Consider the following 25787-nt stretch of genomic DNA (forward strand, 5'->3'; position numbering starts at 1 on the left):
CGTAAAATGACAGACCGCCCGGAACAGCGCGCCAAGGTGCCGCTCCGGGGCCAGCGCGCCGGCAGGAAATGTATGGTGCTCCGACAGAAATACTTTGCGACGAAGGCAGTATGGTTTCCAAGCTTGACGCACTCGCCGGCCGGCAGTCAGCGGGCCAGACCGGCAATTTATCGTCCTTGTGGTCCGTGCGCACCTTCCTGGTCTGCCTGGTCCTGGCCTGCCTGCTGCCGGGCCTCATCGGCGCGGCCGCGCTGTTCATCCACGACTATCGCAACAGCCGGGCGCAGCTGGAAAAAAACACGATCCTTACGGCGCGCGCGCTGGTGCAGACGGTCGACAGCTACCTGATGCGCTCGCAAGCGGCGGCGCAATCGCTGTCGACGTCGCGCGCGCTGGCAAGCGGCGACCTGGCCGAATTCCACCGACAGGCGCGCGAACTGCTGGAGATGGCCGCCCCGGGCACCAATATCGTGCTCAGTGACGCCAGCGGGCAGCAGCTCGTCAACACGCTGCATGAATATGGCGCCGCGCTGCCGCTCCACGGCAATGAAGTGCAGGTGCGCCGCGTGCTTGAAACCGGCAGGCCGGCCATTTCCGACCTCTTTATCGGCCCCGTGATGCAACGCCCCGTCATCAGCGTGGACGTGCCGGTCATCATCGGCGGCAAGACCACCTATGTCCTGAGCGTCGGCATGCTGCCGCAGCAATTCAACGAAATCCTGCGCAGCCAGGGCCTGCCGCAGGACTGGATCGCCGCCATTCTCGATACCAGCGGCACCATCGTGGCGCGCACCCATGTCCCCGACCAGACCATCGGCCAAAAGGGAACGGCCGAATACATCCGGCGCATCCAGGCCGTCGGCGAAGGGTCGATGGAAACCACGACCGTGGACGGCACGCCGGTGCTGTCGACCTTCAGCCGCTCGCCCGCGACGCGCTGGAGCATCGGCATCGGCATTCCGCGCCACAGCCTGGAAGCGGACATGGCGGGCTCGCTGATGCTGCTGGCGCTCGGCATGTCCGGCCTGTTCTTGCTCGGGCTGGTGCTGGCGTGGATCGCCGGGGGACGCATCGCGCGCTCGGTGCAGGCGCTGACCGGCCCGGCGCTGGCGCTGGGCGCAGGCGAAGCGGTTCCCGCGCCGCGCGTGCACATCCAGGAAGCGGCCGAAGTGGCCAGCGCCATCGCGACCACCTCCGAACTGCTGTCGCGCCGCACCGCCGAGCGCGACCTGGCGCGCCAGGAGCTGGAAAAGCACCGCGAACATCTGGAAGCCGAGGTGGCCGAGCGCACCGGAGCGCTCGAGGATGCGATGGCCGCGCTGGCCGAAAGCGAGCGCTTCATCAAGGCGATTACCGACAACGTGGCCGGCCTGGTCGCGTACTGGGACAAGGATTTGCGCTGCCGCTTCGCCAACCAGCCGTATGTCGAATGGTTCGGCAGGACGCCGCAGCAGATGCTGGGCATGCGCTTCGAGGACGTGCTGGGCGAAAGCGTGTACCGCATCAGCGAGCCGTATGCGCGCCGCGCGCTGGCCGGCGAGCGCCAGTCCTTTTTCCGCAGCCTGGTCAAGCCCTCGGGCGAGGTGGGCCACACCTGGACCACCTATATCCCCGACAGCGACGAAGCCGGCGCAGTGCGCGGCTTTTACGTCCTTGCGGCGGACGTCACCGAGCTCAAGCAGGCCGAGCTGCGCCTGCAGGAACTGAACGAGGAAATGGCGCGCGCGCGCGACCGCGCCGAAGCCGCGAGCCAGGCCAAGAGCGAGTTTGTGGCCAACATGAGCCACGAGATCCGCACGCCGATGAATGCCATCCTCGGGCTGTCGAGCCTGCTGGAAGACACGCCGCTGGGCGAGCAGGAACGCGACCATGTCGCCAAGATCAAGATATCGGCCCGCTCCCTGCTGGGCATCCTCAACGACATCCTCGACTTTTCCAAGATCGAGGCCGGCCGGCTGGAACTGGAGCGCACGCCGTTCGCGCTGGAGGAAGTCTTGCGCAACACCTTCGTCATCGTGTCGGCCAATGCGCGCGACAAGGGCATCGCCACCTCGTTCCACATCGCGCCCGACGTGCCCGGGACGATCGTCGGCGACCCCTTGCGCCTGCAGCAGGTGTTGCTGAACCTGGCCGGCAATGCGGTGAAGTTCACCGAGCACGGCAAGGTGACCGTGAGCGTGCGCAGGCTGGCCATCAACGACAGCGCGGTGACGCTGGAATTCTCGGTGCGCGACACCGGCATCGGCATCGCGCCGGAGCACCATGCGCGCCTGTTCGAGGCATTTTCGCAAGCCGACAATTCGACCAGCCGGCGTTACGGCGGCACCGGTCTTGGCCTGACCATCAGCAACCGCCTGGTCGCCTTGATGGGTGGCAGCGTGACCTTCACCAGCGCGCCCGGACTGGGCAGCGACTTCCGCTTCACCGCCATCTTCGGCAAGGAGGAAAAGCCGTGCGCCGAGGTGCCGGCGGCCGCTCGCCTGGCGCGCTTGCGCGTGCTGCTGGTGGAGGACGATGAAATCAGCCAGAAGGTGGCCGCACAGATCCTGCGCCGCGCCGGCGCCACGATGGCAGTCGCGGCCGACGGCCAGGCGGCACTGGCCCTGCTGCGCCAGGAAGGCGCCGGTTTCGACGCGGTGCTGATGGATATCCGCACGCCGGCTGTCAATGGCTACGAGACGGCCCGCCTGATCCGCAGCGAATTGAAGCTGGCACTGCCCCTAGTGGCGATGGGCAGCGGCGCTGACGCCGCCGAACGCGACCGCGCACGACAGGCCGGCATGCATGCCTATCTCGCCAAGCCGATCGATGCCGGCACGCTAGTGAGCACGCTGGCAGCGCTGATGGCTGAAATCCAGCCTGTCTAGAGAATGCTAGGAACTATTTTATTGGAAGCAGATAGGTTGGCGAAGGCAACACCGGCGGCAACCTAGGTTCCCGTTTGCAATACGCCCTGCAGGCAGCCCGTTTTCTTCTCGTTCCATGATGCCGCTCACAACGCATTTGCACCAACAGCGTGAAATGCCTACTTTATCGGCATAGCCGATGCGCATCCCGTCATATCGACGCCCCTCAACAAGGAACGCCATGCTAGTGCAACCCTATCTCTTCTTTGACGGCCGCTGCGAAGAGGCCATCACGTTCTACCGCGACACGCTCGGCGCCGAAGTGACGGCGCTCATCCGCTTCAAGGATAGTCCGGAACCGCCGCGGCCCGGCACCATGCCGCCAGGCTGCGAAGACAAGGTCATGCATGCAAATCTGCGCATCGGCGAAACCATGTTCATGGCGTCGGACGGCCACTGCCTCGGCAAGCCCAGCTTCCAGGGCTTTTCGTTGTCGCTCACCGCGGCCGACGATGCCGCCGCCGAAAAACTGTTTGCCGGGCTGGCCGACGGCGGACAGGTGCAGATGCCGATGGCCAAGACCTTCTTTTCTTCACGCTTTGGCATGGTGACCGACCGCTTCGGCGTTTCCTGGATGGTGATGGCGGCGCAGTGAGTGCGTCGCACGGCAGGATTAGGCGCCGCGCACCTGTCCGGAGACACGCGCCGGCTCCGCTCTGGCGGGGCATCCTTTCCCTACTGATGTTTGAGCGCTTTCATAAAGAGGGTCAAAAACGCGCATTCGCTAGAGATCGCACAACAAAATTTATTTCATGACGAGTTAAGTTTCAGGAAACGTTCCGACTATAACAACTGTCAAATTTGGATAAATTCGACACCAGGAGATATCTGCATGGCCTCCAATCTAAAATCCGCACGACAAGCCATTGAAGCGGAACTAGCGCATGCCAAACAAGGCGCCGCCTATTACGCGGCACGCGTGGAAGCGCTGGAAACCGCGCTGCAACAACTTGAAAGCGTAGAAGGCGGCGGCGCGACCTCGCCCCGGGCCGCAAGCACCCAGGCAAGCGCGGGCAGCCTCAAAAGAGGTGGTGCGCGCACGCGCCGCCGCATGCGTGCCGCGAGCACCAACGGCAACGGCGCATCGCTGGCCAACGGCGGTGCGCCCAAGCGCAGCCGCAAGGCACGCGCCGCGAGCAGCGCGAATCGCGCGGATGACAGCCTCTTCACCGGCGGCGATTTCTGGCTCAGCCTGGTCAGCGAACAGCCGCGCTCGGCCGTCGATATCGCCAATGCGGCAATCGAAACGCTGGGCATCGCCCCAGACCAGAAAGACAAGATTCAGAAACTGAAGCAGCGCGTATCCCCCGCGCTTGCCGGCCTGGTGTCGGCACACAAGATCAACGATTCGGGGGCCGGCCGCGAACGCCGCTTCTTCAAGGGCGGCCAGGCCGGCACGCACTGATGCCGTAGCCCCTTGCCGCACTGCCCCGCCACGCAGCGCGATTAGGGCCGCCGGAACGCATTCTCTATCCAGGCCTCGGCGCTGGCCTTGCTCAGCTTGAAGGTCGACGCCACGCGCACCTGGGCCAGCCGCGTTCCCGCTTCATCGTATGCGGCCAGCGTTGCATACGCGTGCTCGTCGTCGGGTTCGATATCGAGCGTGACCGTCACCGGCGCGGCGTCGACGGACACGGTCACCTGCTTGTGCAGCATCGCGTGCATCTGCTGCTCGTGCCGCCGGCGCACTTCGGATGCGCTCTTGACCAGGGTGGCAAACGCCACGGCATCCAGCGGCCGCGGGTTCTTCTTGTCGCGCCCCATCGTCCATGGGCCGACGAATGCGGGCTCCGTCTCGCCATCCCTTGTCATCGCCACCGCCCAGCCGTCGCCCTCGTCGTTCTTGATCACGCGCGCGGTCCATCCGTCGTCACACCAGCAGTGCGGCTGCCGGGTGTCCACCTCGGGTTCGGCAGCCGGTTCTGCGGGCAGGTCGGCCGCTGTGTCGCTCGGTGCATCGACCGGAATAGCGGGCATGTCCGTCGTTACCGGATCGCTGGCTTGAACGGCGTCGGCCTCAAAGGAGAGCGCAAGCTCCAGCTGATAAGGGCAGGTGGAGGTTTTCCGTTTCATTTTCTGCATTGGTACGGCCACGATGCTGGCGACGGGAGCGGTGCAATGGAACGTGTGCAGAGCGCAAGCCGCGCTCTGGCGAAGAATCGGTTATGCATGAATTTCATTGGACAGATCGTACCAAGTTTCGTTGGACGGCTCGCGTATGCAAGAGGTTCGCATCCGACGCTGGCGAAACTCGCGCGCCGCATTGACACGATGTCCATCGGCCGCATCGGCGCCGCTCTTTCAAGGGGCTGACCCGAACCGATGAATGCTGAGGCGATGCCATGTTCACCCTGCCGCTTGCTGGCCGCCTCCCCAACGACAAGACCCTGGATGATACGCAATGATTGCTAGCAATCAAAGCAATGTTCAAGCGGACATCGGGCGGTTGATGTTCTGCTGCTGGCTGAAAAAAGTTGAAAGACGATAAGAAGGCGCCCGTTTTGCCAACGTGGATCCATGCTCCCTGTCATTGCACAAAAGCAGCACGACCACTGCCACCTTAAAAAAGTGAGAACCTGCTAACAAATTCCGGTCTAAAACTTACTTCTGCAGTTTCTGAAGCATCCATTATTTCTCTGAAGGAGCGAGCATGAAGAAGTTACCTATAGCAATCTTTTTATCGCTGATCGGAATAGCGTCCCAGTCATTCGGCCAAACCACGACCACGACCACGACCAAGGACGATGCGGCCAAAAACAGTGCGGCGCCGTCGGGCACCGATGCGTCATCCGGCACCTCCAGCTCGTCCGGTGCCTCAGGTACCTCCGGCGCCTCCGGTTCATCCGGAACCGTAACCACGACCACCACCACGGTCAAACCGCCGAAGAGCGACTCCTCTTCGTCCGGATCGTCCGGATCCTCGGGCACGGACAGCAGCAGCGGCAGCTCGGGAGCGAGCTCCACGCCTGACACCAGCACTTCCGGCTCCGGCAGCATGAGCAGCGGCTCCAGCGGAACATCAGGCACAGGCACCACGCCTGACAGCAGCACCAGCACCAGCCCGGGCACGAGCAGCACATCGGGCAGCTCGGATACATCCGGCACCAGCTCCAGCACCAGTTCCGGTACTAGCAGTCCCAGCCTGAACGTGCCGCCGCCGCCCGATTACAGCAACAAGGGCAGCTCATCGTCCAGCAGCTCGCCCAGCACGTCGGGCACCGGCAGCACCATGCCCGGTACGGATTCCTCCGGTTCCAGCGGCAGCAGCGGCACTTCCGGCACGAACACACCGAGCACGTCCGGCAGCGGGTCCAGCGCAACGCCGTCGACCGATACCACGACGACGCCGTCCGACCAGAACAAGGCGAAATCCGGCACGTCGCAGTAAACGGGTAACGCGCCGGGTAACGCACAGCGAGTGGCCGCTTCGGCGGCCGCTCGCCATATATAAACGCCGCGCTGGCATCCCTTCCTGCTTTCTTCATTGCACATCCAATAGCAGCTTCCTTTGCTGCCGCAAAACCTCACCCGATGGCAGATGTGCTTTCCGGGAAGTCACAAAAAATTGTTCCATGTCAATTAGCCGAGCTTGACGGCATTCGTCCAGTGCGGACAAGATTACTGGCTTGACCCGCCTGTCGATCTGCCGTGTTCACCTTGTGCAGCGTGGACAAATACGCAACCGGGCAATACACTGTTTCTCGGCCAAGGCGAGTATCCGTATAACAACAAGTGCCCATTCCTTCATCCATTTTTTCCGGAGACAAGCGTGCCAGGTTTACTCCCCAATGTTGATCGCGACGGACTTCTCGAATATTCGGTGGTATATACCGATCGTGCAGTCAACCATATGTCCCAGCTCTTTCAGGGAACGATGCGCGACATTTCCGCCATCCTGAAAAAGGTCTACAACGCCCGCTCGGTGGCCGTCGTGCCGGGCAGCGGCACGTTCGGCATGGAAGCCGTCGCGCGCCAGTTCGCGACGAAGAAGAAATGCCTGGTGATCCGCAACGGCTGGTTTTCATTCCGCTGGTCGCAGATCTTCGACATGGGTGGCATCCCTTCCGACGCCATCGTGCTCAAGGCGCGCCCGGTCGAAAGCGGCCGCCAGGCGGCATTCGCGCCGGCACCCATCGAGGAGGTGGTGGCCGCCATCCGCGAGCACAAGCCCGACCTGGTGTTTGCGCCGCACGTGGAAACCGCTTCCGGCATGATGCTGCCCGACGCCTACCTGCGCGCGGTGGCGGACGCGGTGCATGCGGTCGGCGGCATGTTCGTGCTTGACTGCATCGCCTCCGGCACGATCTGGGTCGACATGCAAGCCACCGGCGTCGATATCCTGATCAGCGCGCCGCAAAAGGGATGGAGCGCGTCGCCCTGCTGCGCGCTGGTGATGATGAGCGCGCTCGCGCGCGAACGGATCGATGAGACAACCAGCACCAGCTTTGCCTGCGATTTGCGCAAATGGCTGCAGATCATGGAAGCGTATGAAAGCGGCGGCTTCGCCTACCACGCCACCATGCCCACCGACGCACTGACGACGTTGCGCGACGTGATGAAGGAAACCGAAGCCTATGGCTTCGACAAGGTGCGCGCGGAACAGCAGGAACTGGGCCGCCGGGTGCGCGCGCTGCTGGCAGGCAGGGGCATCAAGAGCGTCGCCGCACCCGGTTTCGAAGCGCCGGGCGTGGTGGTGAGCTACAGCGATGATGACGGCGTACGCTCCGGCAAGAAGTTCGCCGACGCCGGCCTGCAGGTCGCGCCCGGCGTGCCGCTGCAATGCGACGAGGGCGAGGACTTCAAGACCTTCCGCCTCGGACTGTTCGGCCTCGACAAGCTGCATCACGTCGATCGCACCGTCGATACCCTTGCGCAGGCGCTGGACCGCATTTTCTGACAAGAGCGCACGCTGCTCATCCGTGCGCCGAAGGCATCTTCAGGTCCGGCAAGATGCCCTTGATCGCATCGATCGTCACCGGTTTCGTCAAATGAAAGTCGAAACCGGCTTCCTTGCAGTCGGCGCGGTCCTTTTCACTGTCCCAGCCTGTCAGCGCAACCAGCCGGGATCTCTGCAGCGCCTGCTCCCGGCGCAACTGCCGCGCCACGTCGAGGCCGCTTATATCCGGCAATCCTATATCGAGGAATGCGATCTCGGGGTGAAACTCCCGCGCCACCCGCACCGCATCGCGTCCGTTATAGGCAAGCGCAATCCGGTGCCCGCCGATTTCGAACAACGTGCCAAGCGTATGGGCGGCATCGACATTGTCATCCAAGATCAGGATGCGCCGCTCCCTGCTAGACGCTGACAGCGGTGCGCGCGCCGCAGGGCCGGCATTGCCGTCTGCTGGGTCATGGCAAAGCGGTAAGCGCACAGTGAAGGTGCTGCCGGTCCCAAGGCCGGCGCTGTCCGCCGTCAGCGTCCCGTCATGCATTTCCGTCAATTGCCTGGCAAGCGACAAGCCGATGCCGAGCCCGCCTTTCCGGCGCTCGCGCGCGTCCTCTGCCTGGCCAAACATCTCAAACACCTTCGGCAGCATTGCGCGGTCGATGCCAATGCCATTGTCGCTGACACGGATAACCGCATTGCCGCACTCTTCTGACACCGCCACCGTGATGCGGCCGCCCTCCGACGTGTACTTGACGGCATTGTTCAGCAGGTTGCAGACAACCTGCTCCATGCGCATCAGGTCCGCTTCCACATACAGCGGCTCGCCGGGCAGGCAAACCTCGCACGTATGGCCGGACGCCTCGATGTGCGGGCGGCAGACTTCCATCGCATTGTCGATGATCGCCCGCAGCGCGATTTTCCGCTTCTTCAGCTCCAGCTTACCGGTGTTGATGCGGGAGACGTCCAGCAAGTCGTCGATCAGGCGTACCAGGTGGGAGAGCTGCCGCTCGACGATGGCGCGCACGCGCACGGGCGCCGGCGCCCCGGCCGGAACCAGTTTCATCAACTCCAGGCCGTTCTGGATCGATGCCAGCGGATTGCGCAACTCATGGGCCAGCGTCGCGAGAAATTCGTCCTTGCGCTGACTTTCCCGCATCACCACCTGTGCCGCCGCCTTTTGCGCGGTGATATCGATGAACGCGCCGACCGCGCCAAAAACTTCGCCGGCTTCGTTGAGAAGCGGCGCCGCGTTGGCCAGCAGGTGGATCTCTTCGCCGGAGTCGAAACGGTAGGTCAGCTCAACCCCGCGCACTTCCTTGCCCGTTGCGGCGGCGCGCTGCATCGGCAGCTGGTCGGGTGCGACCGGCGCGCCGCCGGCGTCCCGGTAGGGCCGGCGGTCGATCGGGTTGGCCGAAGCATTCTCGTCCGGCTTCAGATGCAGCATGCGATTGCCTTCCGCGTTGCCGATCACCTGATCGCAGGCCCTGTCGCGCGCAAGGAAGATGGCGGCGGGCGTGGCGTTCATCACGACTTCCAGTTCGCTGGCGCGCTGGCGCTCTCGCAACTCGCTCGCTTGCAAGGCGTCATGCAGCCGCTTTTCTTCGGTGACGTCCTCGACAGCGACGTTGATGCCGACCACGCAGCCATCGTCGGCGAGAATCGGATAGATATTTTCCCGCCAAAACCGGGGCACGCCCGGCTGCGCGCTGGTCGCCCCCTCGAACACGATGCCAAGCTGCGGCTTGCCGGTCCGAAGCACCTGCCGGAACAGGTCCTCCGCCTGTCTGGCGACATCGGGCACGACGTCGCGCACGGTCTTGCCGATATGGTCCCTCGCACTCACGCCGTTGAGTTGCGCAAGCAGCTTATTGATCCTGATATAGCGCAGGTCGCGATCGAGCATCGCCAGGCCGAGCGGCGCATGGGCGTAGGCCATTTCCATCTCTTCCAGCGCGCGCCGCGTCTGCAACGCCGTTTGCCGCAGCCCGCGCAGGCGATACCAGGCAGCCGCCAGACAGCATGCGAGCAGCGCGAATGCAATGCCCGCGATCACTTCGCCGGCGACGTAGCTATCTTGCCCCACCGCATATCCCGTCAACACAAACCGATAAGATAAGCGACCGACGGTTCACGACGCACGATATGGCGCAATGCGCTTCACACTCGCCAGATGGAAATATGCGTGGCGGCATCGACGTCATGCATGATCGATGCCGCCACGGGCGCTGGCTGCCTTCAGGCAGCCAGCTCAGCTAGCCAACTCGAGCAGCAAATCCTTCGCCGTCACCACCGCGCCCGGCCGCACATGGATGTGCTTGACCACCGCATCGCGCTCGGCGCGGATCATGGTTTCCATCTTCATCGCTTCAATGGACACCAGCGGATCACCCTTGGCCACCTTCTGCCCGGCCTTGACGGCGACCGTCACCACCATGCCCGGCATCGGCGCACCGACGTGGTTGGCATTGCCGTCCTGCGCGCGCGGATGCGTGACTTGCTTGACGGCGCCGGCGCGGTCGACGCGCACGAGGCGCGGCTGGCCGTTGAGCTCGAAGAACAGCTTGCTCTGGCCTTCTTCCTCCAGCTCGGTCTGGCCCTGCAGGCGCACCACCAGCGTCTTGCCCTGGTCGATATCGACCGAGATTTCCTGCCCTTCCTTCAAGCCATAGAAGAATACCGGGGTCGGCAGCACGCTCACGTCGCCATACTGGCGGCGGTGCTCCGCATAGTCGCGGAACACTTTCGGATACATCAGGTAGGACGCCAGCTCCTGCTCGCTGATGCTGCGGCCGACCGCCTTTTCGGCATCGGCCTTGGCCTGCGCCAGGTCGACTGCCGGCAGGTTCGCACCGGGGCGGCCCTGCATCGGCTGGCCGCCCTGGAGCACCTTCTTTTCCAGGCCCTTGGGGAAGCCGTCCGGCGGGAAGCCGAGTTCGCCCTTGAACAGCGAAATGACGGATTCGGGAAACGCGATTTCCTTGTCCGGATTCTTCACGTCATCCGGCGTCAAGTCGTTGGCGACCATGAACAGCGCCATGTCGCCAACGACCTTGGACGTCGGCGTCACTTTCACGATATCGCCGAACAATTGATTGACGTCCGCATACGCCTGCGCCACTTCGCTCCAGCGATGCTCGATGCCCATCGCGCGCGCCTGCTCGCGCAGGTTGGTGTACTGCCCGCCCGGCATCTCGTGCCGGTACACGTCCGAGGTGCCGGAGCGCATATCCGCCTCGAACGGCGCGTACTGCCGGCGCACGCCTTCCCAGTACTGCGAGATCGCGAACATCGCCTGCCGGTCCATCTGCGGGTCGCGCTCGGTGCCGGCCAGCGCGGCGGCGATCGCGCCCAGGTTCGGCTGCGAAGTCAGGCCACTCATCGCGTCCATCGCACCGTCGACCGCATCGCAGCCTGCTTCGACCGCCGCCAGAACGGTGGCGGCGGAAATGCCGCTGGTGTCGTGCGTATGGAAGTGGATCGGCAAGCCGACTTCTTCCTTCAACGCCTTGATCAACGCGCGCGCCGCGTGCGGCTTCGCTACGCCGGCCATGTCCTTGATGCCGAGAATGTTGGCGCCGGCCTTTTCCAGCTCCTTGGCCATGTTCACGTAATACTGCAGGCTGTACTTCGGACGCGACGCATCGAACGGATCACCCGTGTAGCAGATCGCGCCTTCGCATAAAGCGCCGGTCTCGCGCACCGCGTCGATCGCCACGCGCATGTTCTCCACCCAGTTGAGCGAGTCGAACACGCGGAACACATCGACGCCGCCAGCTGCCGCCTGCTGCACGAAATGCTTGACCACGTTATCGGCATAATTGGTGTAACCGACCGCGTTCGATGCGCGCAGCAGCATCTGGAACAGGATGTTGGGCACCTGCTCGCGCAATTGCGCCAGACGCTCCCACGGATCTTCCTTCAAAAAGCGCATCGCCACGTCGAACGTCGCGCCGCCCCAGCATTCCATTGAAAACAGGTTGGGCATCATGCGCGCGTAGTACGGCGCAATCGCCAGCATGTCGGCGGTGCGCATGCGGGTGGCGAACAGCGACTGGTGCGCGTCGCGCATCGTGGTATCGGTCAGCAGCACCTGCGGCTGCTCCTTCATCCATAGCGCAAACTTGTCCGCACCGAGTTCCTTCAGCTTGTCGCGCGTCCCCGGCAGTATCGGCGCGGAGCGGTTCATCGTCGGCAGCAGCGGCGCGGGAAGGATGCCGTCGATGCCTTTGCGGCCCTTCATTTCCGGATTGCCGTTGACCACCACGTCACCGAGGAAGCGCAGCAGGCGCGTGGCGCGGTCGCGGCGCTTGGCGAACTGGAACAACTCCGGCGTGGTATCGATGAAGCGCGTGATGCATTCGCCCGACTTGAACAGCGGGTGGTTGATCACGTTTTCCAGGAACGGCAGGTTTGTCGATACGCCGCGGATGCGGAATTCGCGCAGCGCGCGGTCCATGCGGGCAATCGCCTCATCCGACGTCGGAGCCCACGCGGTGACTTTCACCAGCAGCGAATCGTAATACGGCGTGATGACCGCGCCGGAATACGCCGTGCCGCCGTCGAGGCGCACCCCGAAGCCGGCCGCGCTGCGATAGGCGGTGAGACGGCCGTAGTCTGGCGTGAAATTGTTTTCCGGGTCTTCGGTAGTGACGCGGCATTGCAATGCATGGCCGTTCAGGCGAATGTCTTTTTGCGCCGGAATACCCGCGCCATGCTCGTCGGTTTCGCCGATCTTCACGCCTTCCGACACGCGGATCTGCGCCTTCACGATATCGATGCCGGTGACCTGCTCGGTCACCGTGTGTTCGACCTGGATGCGCGGATTGACTTCGATGAAGTAGAACTTGTTGGTGTCGGCATCCATCAGGAATTCGACGGTGCCGGCATGGGTGTAATTAACCGCGCGCCCCAAGCGCAACGCCGCGTCGCACAACTCGGCGCGGGTAGCGTCATCGAGATACGGCGCCGGGGCGCGCTCCACCACTTTCTGGTTGCGGCGCTGCACCGAGCAGTCGCGCTCGAACAGGTGCACCAGGTTGCCGTGCGCATCGCCCATCAGTTGCACCTCGACGTGGCGCGCGCGGCGCACCAGCTTTTCCAAGTACATTTCGTCGTTGCCGAATGCGGCCGCCGCTTCGCGCCGCGCCACTTCCAGCTGCCCCGGCAGGTCCGCTTCCGACTCGATCACGCGCATGCCGCGCCCGCCGCCGCCCCAGCTGGCCTTCAACATCAACGGGTAGCCGATCTCGGCGGCCATTTTCTTCGCCTGCTCGATATCGTGCGGCAGCGCGGACGTTGCCGGCATCACCGGCACGCCGGCCGACACCGCCGCGTTGCGCGCGGCGACCTTGTTGCCGAGCGTGCGCATGACTTCCGGCTTGGGGCCGATGAACACGATGCCGTTGGCGGCGCACGCTTCGGCAAAATCCGGGTTCTCGGACAAAAAGCCGTAGCCGGGGTGGATCGCATCGACTTCCGCTTCCTTGGCGATGCGGATGATGTCGTCGATGTCGAGATAGGCGGCAATCGGCTTCTTGCCTTCGCCGACGAGGTAACTCTCGTCAGCCTTGAAGCGGTGTAGGGCAAAGCGGTCTTCGGCAGCATAAATGGCGACCGTGCGGATGCCGAGTTCGGCGGCAGCGCGCATGACCCGGATCGCAATCTCGGAGCGGTTGGCAACGAGGATTTTCCGGATCGGATGAGGACGTGGTTGTGGCGTGGTCATGGTGGTCAAGGTTGGTAAGGAATGTGAAAGCTTGGGCAATTATTGTGGAGAGCGACAACCTGCACAATTGAATTTTCTTCATCGCTGCGCGCGAGGCCGCTGCATTCCCGGCCCCCGAAAAAACAGGGCATATGCCCTTGCCCAAGCAGCCAAACGCCGCCTGCCGCATACTGAAGGCTTCACCACCGACTGCTCCGGAGTACCGATGATGTCCCGCTTACCGACCTTGTTCATTTCGCACGGCTCGCCAATGCTGGCCATCGACGACAGCCCGGCGCGCCGCTTCCTGCAGGATCTCGGCCGCCAGCTGCCGCGCCCTCGGGCTATTCTCGTTGCCTCCGCGCACTGGGAAACGATGGGCGGCCCGGCCGTCAGCTTGGCGGCGCAACCGGAAACCATCCATGACTTCGGCGGCTTTCCGCCGGCGCTGTACGCGCTGCAGTACCCGGCACCGGGTGCGCCGGAGGTCGCCGCGCGCGCCGCCGATCGGCTGCAGCAAGCCGGCTGGACGGTCGGACGCAGCGACGCGCGCGGGCTCGATCACGGCGCCTGGGTGCCGCTGCGCCTGATGTATCCGGACGCGGACATCCCGGTGGCGCAAGTGTCGGTGGTGCGCGGCGGTACCCCGCAGGCGCATGAGAAGCTCGGACAGGCGCTGGCAAGCCTGCGCGAGGAAGGGGTGCTGATCATCGGGTCCGGTTCGCTCACGCACAACCTGTACGAATTGCGCGGGCAGGACATCGACGCGCCGGTGCCGGACTGGGTCAGCGCATTCGGCGACTGGATGATGAGCGCGCTGCGCGATGGCCGGCGCGACGCGCTGCTCGACTACCGCAAACAGGCACCGCACGCGGCGCGCAACCATCCGACCGAAGAGCACCTGCTGCCGCTGTTCGTCGCCATGGGCGCCGCCGGGGACAGCGCGCAGGCACAGAGGTTGCACACGAGTCATGAATACGGCGTGCTGGCGATGGATGTCTACGCATTTTCCTGACGCCGCAACATGCCATGGCAACCGCGCAAGAGCATAAGAGATGGACAAGCCGCACGAACCCCAGACAACGCAGCAGCAGCGCGCCGAGCGCATGTCGCGCGTCATCGTGTCGGTCATGACGCTGCTCGGCGCACTGGGATTGCTGGCACTTGTCTTTTTCCCGCTGCACTATCTGCGGTAGCGGGCAGCGCCAACGTTTACTGGTCGACGTCGAACGCGGCGCCGGTTTCGAAGAAATTACCGCCGGCAATGTAATGAATGCTGCGCGGCGCGCCTTCCTCGAATACCCAATGACCATCGCGGAAGGCGCGCGGGTCGGCCCAGGCGGCAACGACTTCGCCGAGGAACAGGTCGTAGCGCTGCTGAATATGCGGCTCCGGGATCACGCGGCATTCCAGCCAGCCGAGGCAGCCGTCGAGCAAGGGCGCGCCGATTTTTTCGGCTGCGAATGTCGCCAGCCGGTACTCGGCGAACTTGTCATGCTCGCGCCCGGACACCGAGCCTGCCGCCAGCGTTGCCTGCGCCATTTGGCGCGACGGAATGTTCAAGGCGAATTCCCCCGACGCCTCCACCAGCTCGCGCGTGCGCGTGCTGCGGTCGATGACGAGCGCGACCTTCGGCGGCGAGAAATCGAGCGGCATCGACCAGGCCGCCGCCATGACATTGGTGGCGCCGCCATGGGCGCTGCTGACCAGGACGGTCGGGCCATGGTTGAGCAGGCGATAGGATTTGGACAGTTCGACGGGCAGGCGTGAAGACATGGTCATTCCGGGAAGGAGGGGGGCTGCGGTGAAATACGGGATTATGCACCGCCGCGTCATACCAGTTCGAGGAGCGCTCCGTTGGGTCCCACCCGGGTCATTTGCACAATGGGCATCACCTTCGTCTTCCCACCGGTTTCCTCGATGAACAGCCACTCGCCGGCAATGCCGGTTACCACGCCCCGATACTTTGCCACCTCGCCCGAGGCGCACTTTCCGGCCACGTCGCGCCGGAACGCGACCGTATCACCCACACGAATCTTGCTCATTGTGTCACTCCGAAAATATTGATCGCTGGATAGACAGCTTCCATGGAGCAATGTTCCGGCAAAGATCGATAAGCCAAGCCGTCGTCACCGGCCCTTGATCTTCCATCATCAGGCAGCGTTTACAATCGTTCATCCTTGTCATCAGCGATAACACCACGGGAGCAGCGATGAGCAGCTGGATGATCTATGGCGCCAACGGCTATACGGGCGAACTGATTGCCCGCGAAGCGAAGCGGCGCAACCTGCGGCCGGTGCTGGCCGGTCGCCATCGGGAACGCATCGAGCGCCTGGCCGGCGAGCTGACACTGCCCTGCCGCGTATTCAGCCTCGACGATCCGCTGGAAGCGGCCAAGCAAGTCTCCGGCATGAGCTTGGTGCTCAATTGCGCCGGGCCGTTCTCGGCCACCAGCGCGCCGATGATCGAGGCTTGCCTGCAGGCGCGGGCGCACTATCTCGACATTACCGGCGAAATCGGCGTGTTCGAGCATGCCCACGCGCTCGATGCGCGCGCCCGCGACGCCGGCGTGGTGCTTTGCCCCGGCGTCGGCTTCGACGTCATTCCGACCGATTGCGTCGCCAGCGCGCTGAAGGCGGCATTGCCCGACGCGATCACGCTGCGCCTCGGTTTCGATTCGCGCTCCGGCTTTTCGCCGGGCACCGCCAAGACCTCGGTCGAGGGGCTGGCGCAGGGCGGCAAGGTGCGGCGCGACGGCCGGATCGTGACCGTGCCGCTGGCCTACCAGGTGCGCCGCATCGATTTCGGCGACGGCGAAAAGCTGGCCATGTCGATTCCCTGGGGCGACGTCGCCACCGCGTATTACAGCACCGGCATCCCGAATATCGAGGTCTACATTCCGGCGACGCCCGGCATGGTCAGCAACCTGCGCCGCGCCAATTACCTGCAATGGCTGCTGCGCATGAAGGCGGTGCAGGCGTTCCTGAAAAGGCGCATCGAAAAGTCGGTGCGCGGCCCGGACGAACAAACGCGCAACCGCCTGCCGACCCATGTCTGGGGCGAGGCGACCAACGCCGGCGGGCAGAAGAAGACCGCCCGCATCAAGACCGCCAACGGCTACAGCCTGTCCGTGGCCGGCGCGCTGGCGATGGCCGAGTTCGTGCTGTCACACGCGCCGGAAGGCGGCTATTACACGCCGTCGCTGCTGGCCGGCGCCGACCTCGTCGCGCGGCTGCCGGGCTCGGGCCCGCTCGTGCTCGAATAGGCGGCTACTCGCTGTCGCGCACGCGCAGGAAGCTGGCGAAGCGCGGCAAGCCGGCAGCGGTAAGATCGCGGTAGCGGTAGGTGACGGTGGCGCCGATGGCGGGAGGCGTACGGCGCGCGGCATCGCTCAGGCCCGTGCCCAGCCGGAAGCGCCGGCCGTCCGGCGTCATCACGACGAGCGCACCGAGCAGCCCCTGGTACTTTCCGCGCCCCGCCTCGTGCGCGACGACCACGGCTTCCGCATCCTGCTGCGGCTTGAGTTTCAGCAGCACATCCGAGCGCCCGGTCTGCCACGCCGCGTCGGCCCGATGCAGCATCAAGCCTTCGCCGCCGTCGCGCACGACTTGCGCCAGTTTCAGCTGCAGCGCGGCGCGGTCGGCCACGCGCACCTGGGGCAGCACGCGCAGCCACGGCACGCCGGCTTGCGCGACGCTGTCCTGCATGGCGGCGATGCGCTCGCTAAAGCTGCCGGCGCCGCCGGGCAGTTCGTAGACTTGATAGCTGATGCTTTTCCACTCCGCGTCGAGCGGCTCCTGGCGGCGCACGGCGGCCGATAGCTGCTCGAAGCTGCGCCGCCCCATCCACAGCTCGCCATCCAGCGCGTGCGCCGGCAGTTGTGCGGTGAACCAGGCCGGTGCGTGGATCGGCCGGCCGCTGCGAAATGCCAGGGTTTTGCCGTCCCAGTAGGCGCGCACGCCATCGAGCTTTTCGCTCACCAGATAGCCGGCGGGGTCATGCCCTTCGGGCCAGGTTTGCGCCAGCAGCAAAGGCGGCGCCCCGGCGTCGTGCCGGGCGGCGCATGCGGAGGTGGCGGGATGCAGCGCTCCGCACAGCAGGAGCAAGGCGAGCAGAGGGCGCAGGGCGGGTAATCGGATTGGCATCATGGCGGGTATCGGTGTGCTGTTGTCTCGGAAAGAATCGTCTTGAGCCGAGCATTTTATTATTAATTTTGCAACAAAACGAAAAAACCGGATCATCCAGTGCGAGTGCGGCGCGCCTGCAGGCGCGCAAGCTCAATAATCAGTGGTAATCGTCAAGTGATAAGGAATCGCCCCGCACGCATGCCGGTTCTGCCACAGGGTGTTGACCATTGCGTGCTCGGACACGCCCAGATGCTGCGCCATCGCCTGCGCGCCCAGCACCGTGGCGGCGCGGATGGCGCGTTCTTCCTCGCTGTCACGCAGGATGAACTCGTGGCTGTCGATCTTGGCGGCCAGCCCCGGCGCAAAGCGCAGGACTTTAATGGAGCGCATCACGCGCGGCATCTGGTAGCTGGCGGCGACTGTGACGTCGCAGTCGACCTGGATGCCTTGCTCCATCAGATAGCCGGCGTACCACATTACCGCCAGCTGCGCGCGCATCAGGTAGGCGTCCTGGCCGTACGCCATCGGGAAGCGCTTGGCCAGCCGCTCGGCATCGTCCGAACTGAGCCGGCCGGCGTTGCCGGCGGCGACCAGTTCGGCAGCGGTCTGCTCCAGCTGATCGCCCGACAGCACTTCGCGCAGGAATTGCGCGCGCCGGCGCGGCATGGGAATGTCGCCCAGGATATCGATGACCGCCTGCTCCAAGCCGGAACCGAGGCGCTCGCGCAGCCGGACTGGCGTTGGCTCGTCGCCCCACACCTGGTCAAAGGCGGCCTTCAGACCGTGCGCGCCGCCCTCGTTGTTCCAGTGGTAGCGCGCCATGCCCTCCGTTGTGGGCGTCCAGAACATGAAGTTCAGGCTGTTTAACGCGATGCTGTAGGCCGCCGCCCCTTCCGGCGTCTGGCCGGCGGGTTTGCCGAACAAGCCGACCGTCAGGTGGCTGAAGCGCTCGGCGCGCGCCGGCAGCCGCGCAATCGCCTCGGCATCGATGGCGACGAGTTCGGGCCGGTAATCTTGACAGGCCTGGTCGAGCAGGCGTTCTTTGGCGGTGTGCGGTGCAGACATGCGGTCTCCTCAATGTTACTTATAAGCAAGGATAACCGACAATAATCGCGATTGGACGACCCTAGCTAGGGAAAACTGCCTGAGAATCGCTCCATTTGTGACAAAAACGCACAAATCAAGTGACAAAATCGTGAAGCATATGACTTTTTGATCGCATATACTTTTCCACAATCCTTCATTCTGTACGACTGCATCCGTGGCAATCCAGGCAATCCTCTTCGACGCTTACGGCACCCTGTTCGACGTGTACTCGATCGGCCGGCTGGCGGACAAGCTGTTTCCCGGCCAGGGCGACGCGCTGGCGGCATTGTGGCGCGCCAAGCAGATCGAATACACGCAATTGCGCACCCTGTGCTCGACCTACAAGCCGTTCTGGGAAGTGACCCAGGATGCGCTGGTGTTCAGCTGCAAAAAGCTGGGGCTCAATCTGGACCTCGATGCCCAGCAGGCGCTCATGTCGCAGTATGCGAAGCTGTCGCCGTTCCCGGAGTGCTTGTCCGTGCTGCAGCAATTGCGCGCACAAGGCTTGCGCCTGGCGATTCTGTCGAACGGCAATTCGCAAATGCTGGAAGCCGTCGTGAAAGCGGCCGGCATGCAGGCGCTGTTCAACCATGTGCTGTCGGTCGACAGCGTGCAGAAATACAAGACCGCGCCAGAGGCGTACCAGATCGGCACCGACATGCTCGGCACCGGCGCGAAGAATATCCTTTTTGTCTCCAGCAATTGCTGGGACGTGTGCGGAGCAACCTGGTTCGGCTACAAGGCGTTCTGGGTCAATCGCGCCGGAGCGCCCATGGAGGAGCTCGGCGTGACGCCGTACGGGCAGGGTAGCTCGCTGGCCGACCTGCCCGCCTTCGTCGAACACGAGCGCGAGCACTCATGAGGCGCAACGCACGGGATTCGCAGCTCCGTTTTTTTGATTTCCAATAGTCGCAACCACATACGAGGACACACATGACTGCACGCACCGCTTGCCACCGACTCCAAGTGGCTACAGTTCTGTACCGCTTCATCGAAGACCAGGTACTGCCCGGCACCGGCATCGACAGCGCCGCTTTCTGGAAAGGCTTCGACGCCGTCGCTCACGACTTGGCGCCCAAGAACGCCGCGCTGCTGGCCGAGCGCGACCGCCTGCAAACCGAGCTGGACAACTGGCACCGCGCCCATCCGGGCCCGATCGCCGACATGGCCGCCTACAAGGGCTTCTTGCAATCGATCGGCTACCTGCTGCCGGCACCGGGCGAGGTCAAGGCGACCACCGCCAACGTCGACGCCGAACTGGCGCTGCAAGCCGGCCCGCAGCTGGTGGTGCCGATCCTGAACGCACGTTATGCGCTTAACGCCGCCAACGCGCGCTGGGGCTCGCTGTACGACGCGCTGTACGGCACCGATGCGCTGCCGGAAACCGACGGCGCCACCAAGCTCGGCGCCAACGGCGAAGCCTACAACCCGGTGCGCGGCGCGAAAGTGATCGCCTTCGCCCGCAACTTCCTCGACCAGAGCGCGCCCCTGGCCAAGGGCTCGCACGCCGACTCGACCGCCTACCACGTGGACGGCGGCAAGCTCGTCGTGACGCTCAAGGATGGCAGCACCACGGGTCTGGCCGATGAAAAGAAATTCGTCGGTTTCCAGGGCGACGCCAACGCGCCGACCTCGATCCTGCTGAAGAACAACGGCCTGCACATCGACATCCAGATCAACCGCGCCACCAAGATCGGCGGCCAGGACGCCGCCGGCGTGTCCGACGTGATCGTCGAAGCCGCGCTGTCGACCATTCTCGACCTGGAAGACTCCGTGGCAGCGGTAGACGCCGAAGACAAGGTGCAAGCCTACAGCAACTGGCTCGGCATCCTGCAGGGTACGCTGGTGGAAAGCGTGTCCAAGGGCGGCAAGACCTTCAACCGCACGCTCAACGCCGACCGCCAGTACACCGCCGGTGTCGGCGCCACCGACGCCAAGGATGGCGTGGTGACGATGCATGGCCGTTCGCTGCTGTTCCTGCGTAACGTCGGCCACCTGATGACCAACCCGGCGATCCTGCTGGAAGGCGGCCGTGAAATCCCCGAAGGCATCCTGGACGCCGTCGTCACCGTCACCATCGCGCTGCATGACTTGAAGCGCAAGGCCGGCCAAACCATCGGCAACTCGCGCACCGGCTCGGTGTATATCGTCAAGCCGAAGATGCACGGCCCGGCCGAAGTCGCGTTCGCCGGCGAACTGTTCGGCCGCGTCGAGCAATTGCTCGGACTTCCCGCCAACACCGTCAAGCTCGGCATCATGGATGAAGAGCGCCGCACCAGCGTGAACCTGAAGGCTTGCATCAAGGAAGCGGGCGCGCGCGTGGCCTTCATCAACACCGGCTTCCTGGATCGCACCGGCGACGAAATGCACACCGCGATGCATGCCGGCCCGATGATGCGCAAGGGCGACATGAAGACCAGCAAGTGGCTGACCGCCTACGAGCGCAGCAACGTATTGACCGGCCTGTCGTCCGGCCTGCGCGGCCGCGCCCAGATCGGCAAGGGCATGTGGGCCATGCCTGACCTGATGGCGGCGATGATGGAACAAAAGATCGTCCATCCGAAGGCCGGTGCCAACACCGCCTGGGTGCCGTCGCCGACGGCGGCCACCCTGCACGCGCTGCACTATCACCAAGTCAACGTGGCGGACGTCCAGAAAGAACTGGAAAAAATCGATGCGCCGAGCGAGATCGAGCGCCTGTTGAACGACCTGCTGCAGATTCCGGTCGTGCCCGAAGCCAAATGGTCGGCTGCGGAAATCCAGCAGGAGCTGGACAACAACGCGCAAGGCATCCTCGGCTACGTGGTGCGCTGGGTCGACCAGGGCGTCGGCTGCTCCAAGGTGCCCGACATCCACAACGTCGGCCTGATGGAAGATCGCGCCACGCTGCGCATCTCCAGCCAGCACATCGCCAACTGGCTGCTGCACGGCGTCGTCACCGCCGCACAGGTGGACGAAACCCTGCAGCGCATGGCCAAGGTAGTCGACGCGCAAAACGCCGGCGACCCGCTGTACCAGCCGATGGCCGGCCATTTCGATACGTCCTACGCCTATCGCGCCGCCCGCGACCTGGTCTTCAAGGGCCTGGAGCAGCCCAGCGGCTACACCGAGCCGCTGCTGCACGCATGGCGCCTGAAGGTCAAGGCGCAAGCCTGATCGACGAAGCCGCCGGCGCGGGCCGCTGCCCGTGCCGGCATGTTGTAGATGTAATATCAAAATCCCCTGAACCTTTCGGATTCAGGGGATTTTCTTTTGCATGCACCGGGCATTTACTGCCCATAAGGGCTGCCGGTCTGACCAGTTCAGGTGCGGGCAGGGTCGTATGCGAGGTTGGCGCGCACGTAATCGATATGCGCCTGCATCGCGGTGCGCGCCTCTTCCGGGCGGCGCGCGCAGATGGCGTCGCAGATCGTGCGGTGCTGCATCAAGAGTTGTGCCGACATGCCTTCTTCCAACTCGCGCAAGCCGACGACATTCAAGGTGATGTGTTCGCGCAGCATGCTCATGATGCTGCCGTGTAGGTGTAAAAACATGCTGTTGTGCGAAGCCAGCGCGATCGCGTCGTGCAGCTGGGCATCCGTATCCGATTCGGCCGACTTGTCGTCTTCCTGGCGGGCGCGGTCGAGCTCCGCCATCAGCGCGCGGATGCGCTCGATATCCTGGTCGTTGCCGCGCAACGCGGCAAAATAGGCGGTGGCGCCTTCCAGCACGCGGCGAAACTCGAGGATATCTTCGCGCACCGCAGGATGGTCCGCGACCAGCTGTCCCCAGGGCGAAGACATGCCGGTGCGCAGCTGGTCCGACACGTACACGCCGGCGCCCGGGCGGCTGCGCACCAAGCCACGGGCGGCAAGACGCTGGAGCGCCTCGCGCACGGTGTTGCGCGACACGTCGTAGCGCTGCGCCAGTTCCCGCTCGGCCGGCAACCGGGTATTGGCAGGATAGGTGCCATTCAGTAAAGCCATTTCAAGCTGGCGCATGACGCCTTCCACGCGCCCGCGGTGTTGATTGCCGTTCATTGTTCCTCGCACACCACACAATTGGTCCAACCAATTTGCGTATCCTCATAGATACCGGGATTATGCGACCAAGAATAAGAAAACGCAAAAACACGCTTGGTCCGACGCCTCCCGCCGGACTCTATACGGAGACGCTCCATGCAAAGGCAATATCCCGCTCCCCCGAGCCAGGTTTACCTGTTCGGCACCTGCGTGATCGACCTGTTCATGCCGCAGGCTGGACTGGATGCGGTCCGACTGCTGGAACGCGAAGGCTTGACCGTTCATTTCCCGCAAGGCCAAAGCTGCTGCGGCCAGCCCGCCTATAGCAGCGGCAATCCGGTCGAGGCGCGCGCTGTCGCAGCCGCGCAGCTCGACCTGTTTGCCGAACCTTGGCCGGTGATCGTGCCGTCCGGCTCCTGCGCCGGCATGATGCGGCACCACTGGCCGACGCTGTTCGAAGACGATCCGGTGGCCGGACCAAAAGCGCGCGCGCTGTCGGAACGGATTTTCGAGCTCGGCGAATTCCTGCTGCGCGTCATGAAGGTGCAGCTGCAAGACACATCACCCGGCCAGCAAGCCCCGGAAAGCGTGGTGCTGCACACTTCCTGCTCGGCGCGGCGTGAAATGGGCACGCGCCAGCACGGCGTGGAACTGGTCGATGCGCTGCCCGGCGTGACCCGCCTCGAACATGAGCGCGAGTCCGAATGCTGCGGCTTCGGCGGCGCGTTCGCGCTCAAGCATGCCGACATCTCGGGCGCGATGGTCAAGGACAAGATCGCATCCGCCTGCGCTACTGGTGCCGACCGCCTGGTTTCCGCCGACTGCGGCTGCCTGCTCAATATCGGGCACGCGGCGCAGCATCAGGGCGCGCCGCTGCCGGTCGAGCATCTGGCCAGCTTCCTGTGGCGGCGTACCGGCGGCGCGGGAGAGAAATAATGAACGCACGCGAAATCATGCTCGGTCGCCTGCGGGCCGCCGCGCCGAAGGCGGCTGCCGCCGTCGACCTCGACCGTCGCATCGACGCCCACTTCGACGCGCGGCGCGCTACGCGCAGCGCATCCGAGCTGGCGCAGTCGCTGCAGGCGGCAATGACGGCATCGCACGCCGAGGTCTGGCAGGCGTCGCGCTCGGCGTGGCCTGCGCTGCTGGCGCAGCAGCTCGATGCGCATGGCGTGCGCCGCCTGCTGCTCGACACGGCCGGCGCGGAAGGCGCGGCGCTGTCGCAGGCGCTGCCGCCGACGATGCAGGCGCTGCCGTTTTCCCAACCGATCGAAGCCTGGAAGTCCGAGCTGTTCGACAGCGTCGACGCCGGCTTTACGGTGGCGCGCTCGGGCATCGCCGCGACCGGCACCCTGGTGCTGGCGCCCGACGCCGGCACGCCACGCACCGTGTCGCTGGTGCCGCCGCTGCACATCGCGCTGGTGTATGCCAATACGCTGCACGCCGACCTGCACGCCGCCGCGCGCGCCGAACGCTGGCGCGACGGCATGCCGACCAACCTGGTGCTGGTATCCGGCCCGTCCAAGACGTCCGATATCCAGCAGACGCTGGCCTACGGCGCGCACGGACCGCGCCGCATGTGGGTCATCATCGTCACCGACGACGCCACGGAAGCGACACCATGAGCACGACACCGCTGCATTTTGTTCCCACGGCGGATTTCCGCGCGCGCGCCAAAAGCGCGCTGGACGATCCCAAGCTGCGCAAGAGCTTTCGCGGCGCGATGGATTTCCTGCAAACCAAGCGCAGCGCCCAGTTTCCGGACGGCGACGAGCTGGAGCAATTGCGCGACCTCGGCGAAGCGATCCGCCAGCATGCGCTGGCCAATCTTCCGGACCTGCTGGTGCAGCTCGAAGCCAAGCTGCAAGCAGCCGGCGTGCACGTGCACTGGGCAGCGACGGCGCAGGATGCCAACGACATCATCCATCGCATCGTCCAGTCGCGCCAGGCCAAGCGCATCATCAAGGGCAAGTCGATGGCCAGCGAAGAGATCGAGCTGAACCATTACCTCGAAGAGCGCGGCATCGCCTGCCTGGAATCCGACATGGGCGAATACATCGTCCAGATGGCCGGCGAAAAGCCGTCGCACATCGTGATGCCGGCCATTCACAAGACGCGCGGCGAGATCGGCGAACTGTTCGAAAAGAACATCCCGGATTCGCCCTACACCGAGGATGTCGACACCCTGATCCAGACCGGCCGGCGCGCGCTGCGCCAGGCCTTCGTGGATGCCGACATCGGCCTGTCCGGCGTCAATTTCGCGGCAGCCGACACCGGCACGCTGTGGCTGGTGGAAAACGAAGGCAACGGCCGCCTGTCGACCACCGTGCCCGACACGCACATCGCGATCATGGGCCTCGAAAAGGTGGTGGCCAAGCTCGAGTACATCGTGCCGCTGTCCAACCTGCTCACGCGCTCGGCCACGGGACAGGCGATCACCACCTACTTCAACCTCATTTCCGGCCCGCGCCGTCCCGGCGAACTGGACGGGCCGCGCGAAGTGCACCTGGTGCTGCTCGATAACGGCCGCACCCAGGCCTATGCCGACGAACAGCTGCGCTCCACGTTGCAGTGCATCCGCTGCGGCGCCTGCATGAACCACTGCCCGGTCTACAGCCGCATCGGCGGGCACGCCTACGGCACGACCTACCCGGGTCCGATCGGCGCGATCATCTCGCCCCACCTGCTGGGGCTGGAAGCCACCGCGGACCTGACCACGGCGTCGACCCTGTGCGGCGCCTGCGGCGAAGTCTGCCCGGTGCGCATCCCGATCCCGCAACTGCTGGTGCGCCTGCGCACCGAAGCCAACCGCAACCCGGAAGAACAGGTCGCGCATCCGCTGCGCGGCCAGGGCGCCAAATTCAGCCGCGGTGAGCGCCTAGTCTGGCGCTTCTGGAGCGGCGCCTTCGCGCGCCCGGCGGTGTACCGCCTGTTCCGCTGGGCCGCCACCCGCCTGCGCGCGCTCACGCCGTCACAGCAGCTGGGCTGGACCAAGTACCGTGCGCCGCTCAAGCCGGCGCCGCGCAGCTTGGCCGACCTGATGCGCGAGCGCGACCGGCGCTGAGCTAACGCGAA

General features: G+C 64.6%; 22 protein-coding genes. 12 read left to right on the forward strand and 10 right to left on the reverse strand.

Features of this window, described 5'->3' with window-relative positions; genetic code table 11:
• Window positions 1-110: 110 nt before the first annotated feature.
• From TSA66_RS25595 to TSA66_RS13320, 3 genes are all read left to right on the forward strand, one after another.
• Window positions 111-2867 carry an ATP-binding protein gene (locus TSA66_RS25595; protein WP_052452309.1) on the forward strand — a complete coding sequence of 919 codons (2757 nt, stop codon included), beginning with the start codon at window positions 111-113 and terminating at the stop codon, window positions 2865-2867.
• A gap of 220 nt (window positions 2868-3087) precedes the next feature.
• The gene (locus tag TSA66_RS13315; protein WP_040040386.1) at window positions 3088-3501 is read left to right on the forward strand and encodes a VOC family protein; all 414 of its coding nucleotides are present in this window, start codon (window positions 3088-3090) and stop codon (window positions 3499-3501) included.
• 237 nt (window positions 3502-3738) lie between these two features.
• On the forward strand, window positions 3739-4311 hold the full coding sequence (locus tag TSA66_RS13320; protein ID WP_040040387.1) for a hypothetical protein: 573 nt from the start codon (window positions 3739-3741) through the stop codon (window positions 4309-4311).
• A gap of 41 nt (window positions 4312-4352) precedes the next feature.
• On the opposite strand, the gene TSA66_RS13325 is transcribed toward TSA66_RS13320, so the two are convergent.
• The 3 genes from TSA66_RS13325 to TSA66_RS13335 form a co-directional block, all read right to left on the reverse strand.
• The gene (locus TSA66_RS13325; protein ID WP_040042568.1) at window positions 4353-4883 is read right to left on the reverse strand and encodes a hypothetical protein; all 531 of its coding nucleotides are present in this window, start codon (window positions 4881-4883) and stop codon (window positions 4353-4355) included.
• A gap of 651 nt (window positions 4884-5534) precedes the next feature.
• Window positions 5535-6023 carry a hypothetical protein gene (locus tag TSA66_RS13330; protein ID WP_052452310.1) on the reverse strand — a complete coding sequence of 163 codons (489 nt, stop codon included), beginning with the start codon at window positions 6021-6023 and terminating at the stop codon, window positions 5535-5537.
• 48 nt (window positions 6024-6071) lie between these two features.
• A complete protein-coding gene (locus TSA66_RS13335; protein WP_040040388.1) occupies window positions 6072-6398 on the reverse strand; it encodes a hypothetical protein in 327 nt (108 codons plus the stop codon).
• A gap of 277 nt (window positions 6399-6675) precedes the next feature.
• Here TSA66_RS13335 and TSA66_RS13340 point away from each other — a divergent pair, with 277 nt between their 5' ends.
• Complete coding sequence (locus tag TSA66_RS13340; RefSeq protein ID WP_040040389.1) at window positions 6676-7803, forward strand: aminotransferase class V-fold PLP-dependent enzyme; 1128 nt, start codon at window positions 6676-6678, stop codon at window positions 7801-7803.
• Window positions 7804-7819: 16 nt separating this feature from the next.
• On the opposite strand, the gene TSA66_RS25600 is transcribed toward TSA66_RS13340, so the two are convergent.
• Together TSA66_RS25600 and TSA66_RS13350 are read right to left on the reverse strand one after the other, a co-directional pair.
• Entirely contained in the window at window positions 7820-9877 is a 2058-nt protein-coding gene (locus tag TSA66_RS25600) for a PAS domain-containing hybrid sensor histidine kinase/response regulator (protein ID WP_157691686.1), read from the reverse strand.
• Between the two features lie 165 nt (window positions 9878-10042).
• The gene (locus tag TSA66_RS13350; RefSeq protein WP_040042571.1) at window positions 10043-13519 is read right to left on the reverse strand and encodes a pyruvate carboxylase; all 3477 of its coding nucleotides are present in this window, start codon (window positions 13517-13519) and stop codon (window positions 10043-10045) included.
• Window positions 13520-13724: 205 nt separating this feature from the next.
• Between TSA66_RS13350 and TSA66_RS13355 the strand changes: the two genes are divergently transcribed.
• Entirely contained in the window at window positions 13725-14513 is a 789-nt protein-coding gene (locus tag TSA66_RS13355) for a dioxygenase family protein (RefSeq protein WP_232429475.1), read from the forward strand.
• Between the two features lie 40 nt (window positions 14514-14553).
• A complete protein-coding gene (locus tag TSA66_RS26935) occupies window positions 14554-14694 on the forward strand; it encodes a hypothetical protein (RefSeq protein ID WP_157691687.1) in 141 nt (46 codons plus the stop codon).
• Between the two features lie 16 nt (window positions 14695-14710).
• Here TSA66_RS26935 and TSA66_RS13360 read toward each other — a convergent pair whose 3' ends face one another.
• A complete protein-coding gene (locus TSA66_RS13360; protein WP_040042573.1) occupies window positions 14711-15274 on the reverse strand; it encodes a flavin reductase family protein in 564 nt (187 codons plus the stop codon).
• Between the two features lie 56 nt (window positions 15275-15330).
• Entirely contained in the window at window positions 15331-15543 is a 213-nt protein-coding gene (locus TSA66_RS13365) for a hypothetical protein (RefSeq protein WP_040040390.1), read from the reverse strand.
• A gap of 167 nt (window positions 15544-15710) precedes the next feature.
• Between TSA66_RS13365 and TSA66_RS13370 the strand changes: the two genes are divergently transcribed.
• A complete protein-coding gene (locus tag TSA66_RS13370; RefSeq protein ID WP_040040391.1) occupies window positions 15711-16763 on the forward strand; it encodes a saccharopine dehydrogenase family protein in 1053 nt (350 codons plus the stop codon).
• 4 nt (window positions 16764-16767) lie between these two features.
• Here the strand turns inward: TSA66_RS13370 and TSA66_RS13375 are convergent, their stop codons facing one another.
• Together TSA66_RS13375 and TSA66_RS25605 are read right to left on the reverse strand one after the other, a co-directional pair.
• Window positions 16768-17646 (reverse strand): DNA ligase, encoded by an 879-nt coding sequence (locus TSA66_RS13375; RefSeq protein WP_040040392.1) that lies wholly within the window; start codon window positions 17644-17646, stop codon window positions 16768-16770.
• 129 nt (window positions 17647-17775) lie between these two features.
• Window positions 17776-18690: a queuosine salvage family protein gene (locus TSA66_RS25605; RefSeq protein WP_052452312.1), complete on the reverse strand. Its 915-nt coding sequence runs from the start codon at window positions 18688-18690 to the stop codon at window positions 17776-17778.
• A 196-nt stretch (window positions 18691-18886) separates the two neighbouring features.
• On the opposite strand from TSA66_RS25605, the gene TSA66_RS13385 reads away from it, so the two are divergent.
• Together TSA66_RS13385 and TSA66_RS13390 are read left to right on the forward strand one after the other, a co-directional pair.
• Window positions 18887-19573 carry a haloacid dehalogenase type II gene (locus TSA66_RS13385; protein ID WP_040040394.1) on the forward strand — a complete coding sequence of 229 codons (687 nt, stop codon included), beginning with the start codon at window positions 18887-18889 and terminating at the stop codon, window positions 19571-19573.
• 71 nt (window positions 19574-19644) lie between these two features.
• On the forward strand, window positions 19645-21867 hold the full coding sequence (locus TSA66_RS13390; protein ID WP_040040395.1) for a malate synthase G: 2223 nt from the start codon (window positions 19645-19647) through the stop codon (window positions 21865-21867).
• 146 nt (window positions 21868-22013) lie between these two features.
• Here the strand turns inward: TSA66_RS13390 and TSA66_RS13395 are convergent, their stop codons facing one another.
• The gene (locus tag TSA66_RS13395) at window positions 22014-22730 is read right to left on the reverse strand and encodes a FadR/GntR family transcriptional regulator (protein WP_040040396.1); all 717 of its coding nucleotides are present in this window, start codon (window positions 22728-22730) and stop codon (window positions 22014-22016) included.
• Between the two features lie 138 nt (window positions 22731-22868).
• On the opposite strand from TSA66_RS13395, the gene TSA66_RS13400 reads away from it, so the two are divergent.
• Genes TSA66_RS13400 through TSA66_RS13410 form a run of 3 tightly spaced genes read left to right on the forward strand, consistent with a single transcriptional unit; the run spans window position 22869 to window position 25776 of the window.
• Window positions 22869-23648 (forward strand): (Fe-S)-binding protein, encoded by a 780-nt coding sequence (locus TSA66_RS13400; protein ID WP_040040397.1) that lies wholly within the window; start codon window positions 22869-22871, stop codon window positions 23646-23648.
• Window positions 23648-24337, forward strand: coding sequence for a LutC/YkgG family protein (locus tag TSA66_RS13405; RefSeq protein WP_040040398.1), 690 nt, complete (start codon window positions 23648-23650; stop codon window positions 24335-24337). Before TSA66_RS13400 ends, TSA66_RS13405 begins: the two co-directional genes overlap by 1 nt.
• Window positions 24334-25776: a LutB/LldF family L-lactate oxidation iron-sulfur protein gene (locus tag TSA66_RS13410; protein ID WP_040040399.1), complete on the forward strand. Its 1443-nt coding sequence runs from the start codon at window positions 24334-24336 to the stop codon at window positions 25774-25776. The genes TSA66_RS13405 and TSA66_RS13410 overlap by 4 nt, the downstream gene beginning before the upstream one ends.
• Window positions 25777-25787 lie beyond the last annotated feature (11 nt).

The organism is Noviherbaspirillum autotrophicum (genome assembly GCF_000818395.1).
Taxonomy (GTDB): Bacteria; Pseudomonadota; Gammaproteobacteria; order Burkholderiales; family Burkholderiaceae_D; genus Noviherbaspirillum; species Noviherbaspirillum autotrophicum.